Origin of the sequence: Streptomyces sporangiiformans, assembly GCF_005768555.2 — a bacterium.
Classification (GTDB): domain Bacteria; phylum Actinomycetota; class Actinomycetes; order Streptomycetales; family Streptomycetaceae; genus Streptomyces; species Streptomyces sporangiiformans.
Genome location: NZ_VCHX02000097.1, coordinates 1 through 8,804 on the forward strand (window position 1 = coordinate 1; position 8,804 = coordinate 8,804).

Consider the following 8,804-nt stretch of genomic DNA (forward strand, 5'->3'; position numbering starts at 1 on the left):
CGTGGTGCGGCGGTGGTGCTGGAGGAGTTCGAGGGCGGTGGTGTGGGGTTTGTGCCGCTGCTGCCGGTGGCGCGGTATCTGCTCGAACTCGGCGGCGGGTATGGGCGGTTCACGATGTCGTCGGTGGTGGATCTGCCGGTCGGTATCGACGGGGCCGGTCTGACGGCGACGTTGGCGGCGGTCTGGGACCGCCACGACCTGCTGCGCTCCCGACTCGTTGACGACGGCATGCGGGTGGACGCGCCGGGCACGGTCGACGTGGCCGGTCTGGTGCACCGGGTCGAGTGCGACGGCACCTGGGACGAAGCCTGGGGCGCCCGCGCCGCGCGGGAACTGGACGCCGCGACGGGCCGGTTGGACCCGGCCGGCGGGGTGATGGCGCAGTTCGTGTGGTTCGACGCGGGTGCCGAGGCGGCGGGCCGTCTGATCGTGGTGTTGCATCACCTGGTCGTCGACGGTGTGTCCTGGCGCATCCTGCTTCCCGACCTCGCCGAGGCGTGGAGCCGGGTGCGGGCGGGCGAGACGCCCGAACTGCCCGCGGTGGCGACGTCCGTACGCCGCTGGACGCACGCCCTGGTGGAGGAGGCGTCCTCGCCCGAGCGTGTGGCGGAACTGGAGCTGTGGCAGTCGGTCGTCGACGGCCCGGACCCGCTGCTCGGCTCGCGGGAGATCGACCCCGCGGTGGACGTGGTCTCCACGGTGGATCACCTGTGGCTCAAGGTTCCGTCGGAGGTCACCGAAGCGCTGCTGACGGATGTGCCTGCCGCGTTCCGTGGTGGTGTGAACGACGGTCTGCTCAGTGCGTTGTCGGTGGCGGTGTCCCGTTGGCGGCGTGGTCGTGGGGTGGAGGAGTCGTCGCTGCTGGTGAAGTTGGAGGGGCATGGCCGTGAGGAGGCGGTGGTGCCGGGGGCCGATCTGTCGCGGACGGTCGGCTGGTTCACCAGTATGTTCCCGGTCCGTCTCGATCTCGCCGGTGTGGATGTGGAAGAGGCGCTGGCGGGGGGTGCGGCGGCCGGTTCGGTGGTCAAGGCGGTCAAGGAGCAGTTGCTGCGGATCCCCGACAAGGGGCTGGGTTATGGCCTGTTGCGGTACTTGAACGAGGAGACGGGTGCGGTTCTTGCACCGTGTCCGACGGGGCAGATCGCCTTCAACTATCTGGGTCGTTTCTCCGGGGCGGACATGCCTGAGGAGTTGCGGGGGCTGGGCTGGTCGCAGGCGCCGGGCACGAACGAGCTGATCGCGGTGCCGGACGCGGACATGCCCGTGATGTCCACCCTGGAGATCAACGCGGCTGTGACGGACACGGAGGACGGCCCCCAGCTCGGCGTCCGGTTCGGGTTCCCGGTGGGTGTGCTGTCCCACGACGAGGTGCGGGAGCTGGCCGATCTGTGGGGGGAGGCCCTGGAGGGCCTGGCCCGGCATGTCGCCCAGCCGGAAGCGGGCGGTCTGACGCCGTCGGACGTGCCGCTGGTGTCGGTGCGGCAGAGCGAACTCGAGACATGGGAGCAGCGCTACCCCGGCCTCTCGGACGTATGGCCGCTCACTCCGTTGCAGTCCGGGCTGCTCTTCGAGTCGATGCTGGTCGACTCTGCGTACGACGCCTACCACGTGCAGGTCGTCTACCAGTTGTCCGGTGCGGTGGACCCGGAGCGGATGCGGGCGGCCGGCCAGGCCCTGCTCGACCGGTACGCCAACCTGCGCACCGCGTTCGTGCCCGACGCCTCCGGCGACCTGGTCCAGCTCGTCCTCGACGACGTCGAACTGCCCTGGCAGCTTGCGGATCTGCGCGACATGGACGCTCNCGTCGAACTGCCCTGGCAGCTTGCGGATCTGCGCGACATGGACGCTCCCCTGCGCGCCGAGGCACTGGAGCGCCTGCTCGCCGAGGACGAGGCGGACCACTTCGACCCGGCCGCCGCACCACTGCTGCGTCTCTCCCTGGCACTGACCGGACCGCGGCAGGCCGAACTGGTCCTCACCTCGCATCACGCGCTGCTCGACGGCTGGTCGCTGAGCATCCTGATGCAGGAGCTGCTGCGCCTGTACACCTCCGGGGGCGACGCCTCCGTACTGCCTCGGGTCCGCAGGTACCGGGACTTCCTGCGGTGGCTGTCGCAGCAGGACGCCGAGGAATCGGCGCGGGCGTGGCGGACCGAACTCGCCGGTGTCGAGGAGCCCACCCTGATCGTGTCCGACCGCGCGGTCGAAGCGGATCCGCAGCGCGTCGGGCAGGTGGAGATCCCGCTGAGCGCCGACACCGCCCGCGACCTGATCCGGTGCGCCGCCGACCTGGGCGTCACACTGAACACCCTGGTGCAGGGCACCTGGGCGATCGTGCTCGCGGGGCTGACGGGCCGGCAGGACGTGGTGTTCGGCACCACGGTGTCCGGCCGCCCGCCGGCGGTGCCGGACGTGGAGTCCATGGTCGGTCTGTTCATCAACACCCTTCCCGTGCGGGTGGAGTTGACGCCCTGGCAGAGCTTCCGCCAGGTGCTGACCGGTCTGCAGGACCGGCAGGGCCCGCTGATGGACCATCACCACATCGGGCTGACAGAGATCTGCCGTACCGCCGGTCTGAGCACCCTGTTCGACACCGTCGTCGTCTTCGAGTCGTTCCCGATGGAGCGCGAGGGCCTGAGCGACGCCGGCGCGGGCGAGAGCGTCGCGATCACCAAGGTGAGCACAGGCAACGGCACCCACTACCCGCTGGGCATCGCGGCCGCGGCCGACGACCGCCTGCACGTGGTCATGGAGTACCAGGAGGACCACTTCGACGCGGCCGCCGCCGAGGGGATCGCCGCGCGGTTCGCCCGGGTTCTCGGCCAGCTCGCCTCGGATCCCGACGTGCCGGTCGGATCGGTCGACGTACGGCCGGAGGCGGAACGCGAGCGGCTGCTGGCCGGCTTCAACGACACCCCCGCGGCGACGGCCGAGGGGACCGTACCCGACCAGTTCGAACGACAGGCCGCCGCGACTCCGGACGCCCGGGCGCTGCTCTTCGAGGACGTCCAGCTCAGCTACCGCGAGCTGGACGAGCGGGCCAACCGGCTGGCGCACGCCCTGATCGAGCGGGGCGTGGGGCCGGAGACCGTGGTGGCGGTGGCCACGCGCCGTTCGCCGGACCTGGTCGTCGCGCTGCTCGGCGTCGCCAAGGCGGGCGGGGCGTACCTGCCGGTCGACCACACCTATCCGGCCGAGCGGATCGCCTACATGGTGGGCGACTCCGGCGCCCGGCTGGCGGTGGTGGACGCCGCGGCGGCGGAGGTGCTGGCCGGGCACGACCTGCCCACCCTGCGGGTGGACGAGGTCCCGGCCGACTCCGGCTCCGACGCGACCGGCGCCACGCCCCCTCCGCGCACGACGACGCTCGACAGCGCCGCGTACGTCATCTACACCTCGGGATCGACCGGGCAGCCCAAGGGCACCGTGGTCACCCACCGCGGAGTCGCCGCGCTGGTCGCGTCGCACGTGGAGCGGATGGCGGTGACGGCCGACAGCAGGATGCTGCAGCTCGTCTCGCCGAGCTTCGACGTCTCCCTCTGCGAGATGTTCACGGTGCTGCTGTCGGGCGCTGCCCTGGTGCTCGCCGACAAGGAGGACCTCGCCCCCGGACCGCCGCTGGCCCGCACGGTGGACCGGCACCGGGTGACGCACATGATGCTGCCGCCCGCGATGCTCGCTGCGCTTCCGGCGGACTCGCTGAGCAGCGTGGTCTCCCTGCTGGTCGGCGGCGAGGCACCGCCGGCCGAGCTGGTCGCCCAATGGGCCCCGGGCCGCCGGATGATGAACGTCTACGGTCCGACCGAGACCACCGTGTGCGCCACCATGAGCGCGCCACTGACGGCGGACGACCGGGTGTTCCCGATCGGCACGCCCATCCACGACACCCGGGTGTACGTACTGGACGCGGCGCTGCAGCCGGTCCCGGTGGGGGTGCCCGGCGAGCTGTACATCGCCGGTCCCGGTGTGGCCCGGGGGTACCTCGGCAAGCCGGTCGTGACCGCGGGACGCTTCGTGGCCTGCCCGTTCGGGCGGCCGGGGGAGCGGATGTACCGGACCGGCGACGTGGTGTCGTGGACCGCGGAGGGCGCCCTGGTGTTCCACGGGCGCGCCGACGACCAGGTCAAGATCCGCGGCTTCCGCATCGAACTCGGCGAGGTCCGGGCGGCGTTGACGGCGCACCCCGGAGTCGACCAGGCGGTCGTGGTCGTCGACGACAACGGTGGCGACCGGCGGCTGGTCGGGTACGTCGTCGCCGCCCCGGTGCAGGCAGGCGACCGGACCGGCGACGAGGAGGACGGCGAGCCGGGGGCCGGTGACCTGATGGCCGGTGACCTGGTGGCCGGTGATCTGCTGGCCGGGGTGCGCGAACTCGTGCGGGAGCGGCTGCCGCAGCACATGGTGCCGTCGGCGCTGATGGTCATCGACGAGATACCGCTGACCCTGAGCGGGAAACTGGACAGGCGGGCGCTGCCCACGCCGGACTACGCGGGGGTGTCGACGGGGCGTGCGCCGCGCACCACCCGGGAGGAGATCCTGTGCGGTCTGTTCGCCGAGGTGCTCGGACTGCCGTCGGTGACCGTCGACGACGGGTTCTTCGCCCGGGGCGGGCACTCGCTGCTCGCCTCCCGGCTCATCAGCCGCATCGGGGTCGTCCTGGGCGTCAACCTGCCGCTCAGGGCGGTGTTCGACGCCCCGACCGTCGCCGAACTGGCCACGTTCCTGGAGTCGGAGGGCGACGCCGGCCACTCAGGCGACCCGTTCGCGCCCGTTCTCTCCATCAAGGGAAACGCGGGGAACGCGGGGAACGCGGGGAACACGGGGAACGCGGGGAACGCGAGCGGCGAGGGCAACTCGGTATCCGACACTGAGCCGTTGTGGTTCATTCACCCGGGCGGCGGGATATGCTGGCCGTATCTCGGATTCGCCGCCCGCCTTCCGGAATACCAGACCATTTACGGAATCCAGGCGAAGGGATTCGACGGGGAGACCCGACTGCCCGAATCCATCGACGAGATGATCGCCGATTATGTCGGCGAGATCCTGGCCGTCCAGCCGGCGGGCCCGTTCCATCTGGCGGGATATTCCATCGGCGGTACGTTCGCCCAGGCCATCGCCGCGCGACTGCAGGGACTGGGCCACGAGGTGGCGCTCCTGGCCCTGCTGGACAGCGTCCCCAGCAGCTATCTGGTGACGCAGGCGGCGCCCACCCCGAGCGCGCTGCGGGAGTACCTCCGTGAGCACCTCACCAGCGGGGTCGGCTCGCACGACTACGAGTCGTTCCTGGACAACGCGGTCCGGGTCATCGTCAACCACCAGTCGCTGACACCGGGGTTCACCTCGCCGGTCTTCCACGGCGACGCGGTCTTCTTCAACGCCGTGCCCCAACAGGACGCGACGTACGGGGATCTGTGGAAGCCGTACATCACGGGTTCCGTCAAGCAGTTCGACATCGAAAGCACGCACCACGACCTGATCAACGCGGAGCCCGCCGCCGAAATCTGCTCGATCATCGGCCGGGAGATCTCCGCGCGGCGCCGGAAACGCCAAGAGCGCGGCTGAACTTCCCTGATGCCCGTGTGTGTTGGTAACGGAAATGGAGTCCAGGAATGAGCAGCAATCCGTTCGACGACGAGAACGGTGAGTTCTATGTCGTGGTGAACGACGAGGACCAGCATTCGCTCTGGCCGGCGTTCTCCGACGTGCCCGCGGGCTGGAGGGCGGTCTACGGCGCGGCCGGCCGCGCCGCATGCCTGCAGTACGTCGAGGAGAACTGGACCGATCTGCGGCCCAAGAGCCTGCGGGCGGCCATGTCCGCCGCCGAGAAGTAGCGCCGGGCCCTTGCGGTGTTTTGAAAGTCCCGCACAGCACCCACGGCGCCCGCGGGCACCGCACGGGACTTTCAAAACACCCCCCAGAACCAGAGAGGAACGACTTCCCCATGTCCAAAGTCATCGAGCGGTGGAACGTCCATCCCAACAGCCCCTGGCTGCGCGGCGTCCGCCCGGACAAGCCGGTCGAGTTCGTCGAGCAGCTCGGCTCCTGGAGCGCCTACGGCTTCGCCGAGGTGGAGCAGATCCTCGGCGACGCCTCGGCCTTCTCGGCCAAGACAGCCGCGTATGCCGCGGTGCAGGTCGATCCGAAGTTCCAGGAGGGCGACATCTCGCAGATGGACCCGCCCGAACAGACCAAGTACCGCAAGCTGATCGGGCGCGCCTTCAGCCCCAAGGTGATCGCGAGCCTCGAGCCGCGGATCCACGAGATCACCAATGAACTGCTCGACGCGGCGGCGGAGAAGGACGGCTTCGAACTGGTGGCGGACTTCGCCTACCCGCTGCCGGTCCGTGTCATCGCCGACCTTCTCGGCCTCGACAGCAAGGACTTCGACCTGTTCAAGGGGGCCGCGTTCGACATCATCGAGAACATGGCCGGCCTTGACTTCGTCGCCGGCGGTGACGGGATCGAGGACCAGATCCACGCCGCCGAAGCGCGACTGAAGCCCCTGCTCGACTACATGCTCGACCAGGTTCTCCAGCGGCGTGAACGGCCGAGGGAGGATCTGCTCACGTATCTCATCCAGTCGGAGGACGACGGCCAGCGCCTCACCGACAACGAGGTCGTCAACATCGCCAACGTCCTGCTGATCACCGGCCACATCACCAGCACCATGATGGTCGGCAACACGATGGCGTGCCTGGACCTGGAGCGCGACAAGCTCGTCCAGGTGCGCGAGGACCGCTCCCTGGTCCCGACGGCGATCGAGGAGGCCCTGCGGCTGCTCCCGCCGGCCGCCACGCTGTCCCGGGTGACCACCAGGGACGTGGAGATCGGCGGCGTCACGATCCCGGCCGAGCAGATGATCCTGCCGTGGGTGGGCGCGGCCAACCGTGACCCGCTCAAGTTCGACCGCCCCGACGAGTACGACCCGGCCCGCACCCCCAACGACCACATCTCGTTCGGAAACGGCATCCACTACTGCCTGGGCACCCGGCTGGCACGGCTCGAAGGCAGGATCGCGATCAACGCCCTGCTCGACCGCTACCCGGACTTCACCACCGACCAGGACAAGACCGCCTTCTTCCCCTCGGAGGACATGGTGGGCGTCCGCGCGATGCACGTCCTTCCCGCCGAGGGAAGCAAGGGAAAGGCATGACCGAGTTCGCGGACCGGTGGGGTCTCGCAGCGGACAAGTACTGGCTGCGAGGGCAGTTACCGGACGAGAAGGTGAAGTTCGACGAGGAGCTGGGCGTCTGGCAGGTGGCCGGATATCCGGAGGTGCTCGCCGTCCTCAACGACTCCGAGTCGTTCTCGGCCGACTCCACGCGGCTGTTCGACGTCGACGAGGAGCAGGCGAAGCTGATCAAGGGCGACATGGCCCAGATGAACGGCCCCGAGCACATCCATATGCGGCGGCAGGTCGGCCGCGCGTTCAGCCCCAAGGCCATGGACGACCTCGAGGTGCGGATCACCAAGCTCGGCGGCGAACTGCTCGACAAGCTGGCCGGCCGGGACCGGTTCGACCTGCTGGGCGACTTCATCGACGACCTGTCGGGGATCCTCTTCAGCGAACTGCTCGGCACCCCGGCCGAGCACCGTGACATGTTCAAGGCCGTGGACCAGACGATGGACTCCGATGTGCAGATGAGCACGGTCGGAGAGGGCGGCGAGGAGTACTTCGACTCGCTGCTCGGGCCGCTGCTTCCGCTGCGCGACTTCCTCGGCGACATCATCAACGAGCGCCGCAGGGAGCCGAAGCAGGACCTGCTCAGCCTGATGCTCGAGTTCAAGTACCTCGACGGCCGTCCGATGGCGCACGACGAGATCATCAACTTCGCGGTCGCCGTGCTGGGTGCGGGGCACCTGACCAGCCCCATCCTGATCGGCAACACGATGCTGTGTCTGGAGACGTTCCCCGAGCAGGCGGCGAAGGTCCGGGCCGACCGCTCGCTGGTGCCGGGCATGTTCGAGGAGGTCATGCGGTACTTCACACCGGCCACGACCTCCTACCGGGCCACCGAGGCCGAGGTCGAGGTGGGTGGGGTGACGATACCCAAGGACCAGATGGTCAGCCTGCAGCTCGGAGCGGCCAACCGGGACCCGCGCCAGTTCCCCGACGCGGACACCTTCGACGTGACCCGCGCCCCCAACCAGCACGTCGGCTACGGCCGTGGTGCGCACTACTGCATCGGCGCGGCGATGGCCCGGGTGGAGACGCGCATCATCTTCAACCTCGTCCTCGACCGCTACGCACACCTGCGGGTGGACCCGGACGTCGCTCCGGTCTTCTTCGGTTCGCCCGAGTTCACCGGTGTGCGCTCCCTGGCGGTCCGCACGGACTGACCGCGGCACACCTACGGAAAATCCCCTTCCGGGGGCCTGAGTTCTGGCCCCCGGAAGGGGATTTCTGCATGTCCGCGTGCCCGATAGCTCTTCAATATCCGGCCGATAAGACCTGCTCGTAACGTCGTTGTCGGAACGAGGGAACTGAACCACCCACGACAGCCGCCGGTTCACGGTCACACCCCTCGTTGCCGGCGAGTACGTGTGACGCGCCGTGCGGCAAGCAAGATCAAGATCTCTGGTTGCACAATGTTCAAGACATCACTTGCACACTGTGCAAGTCGGCTCTAGAGTCGTACTTGAACACAGTGCAAGTCGGTTCGTTCCATGAGGAGGAATGTCATGTCAGCGAGTGAGTCCAGGAGTTCCGCGGGACCCCGTGCTGCGGCGATCAGTGCTGTGGGGCTGGTGAAGGCGTATGGGGAGCAGCGGGTGCTGGACGGGGTGGATCTTCAGATCCCGCA

The 8,804-nt window shown here is 69.1% G+C and carries 4 protein-coding genes and 1 pseudogene; all 5 read left to right on the forward strand.

The window, feature by feature from the left end; all coding sequences use genetic code 11:
- Positions 1-114: 114 nt before the first annotated feature.
- Positions 115-1,801: condensation domain-containing protein (locus FGD71_RS50120; RefSeq protein ID WP_425329664.1), on the forward strand; the 1,687-nt coding region annotated here is incomplete at its 3' end.
- Between the two features lies 1 nt (position 1,802).
- Positions 1,803-5,562, forward strand: a pseudogene (locus FGD71_RS50125) (non-ribosomal peptide synthetase); the annotation flags it as partial.
- A 47-nt stretch (positions 5,563-5,609) separates the two neighbouring features.
- Positions 5,610-5,831 carry an MbtH family protein gene (locus FGD71_RS11270; protein ID WP_119100264.1) on the forward strand — a complete coding sequence of 74 codons (222 nt, stop codon included), beginning with the start codon at positions 5,610-5,612 and terminating at the stop codon, positions 5,829-5,831.
- A 110-nt stretch (positions 5,832-5,941) separates the two neighbouring features.
- Positions 5,942-7,153, forward strand: coding sequence for a cytochrome P450 (locus tag FGD71_RS11275; RefSeq protein WP_119100265.1), 1,212 nt, complete (start codon positions 5,942-5,944; stop codon positions 7,151-7,153).
- Positions 7,150-8,340: a cytochrome P450 gene (locus FGD71_RS11280; RefSeq protein WP_119100266.1), complete on the forward strand. Its 1,191-nt coding sequence runs from the start codon at positions 7,150-7,152 to the stop codon at positions 8,338-8,340. Before FGD71_RS11275 ends, FGD71_RS11280 begins: the two co-directional genes overlap by 4 nt.
- Positions 8,341-8,804 lie beyond the last annotated feature (464 nt).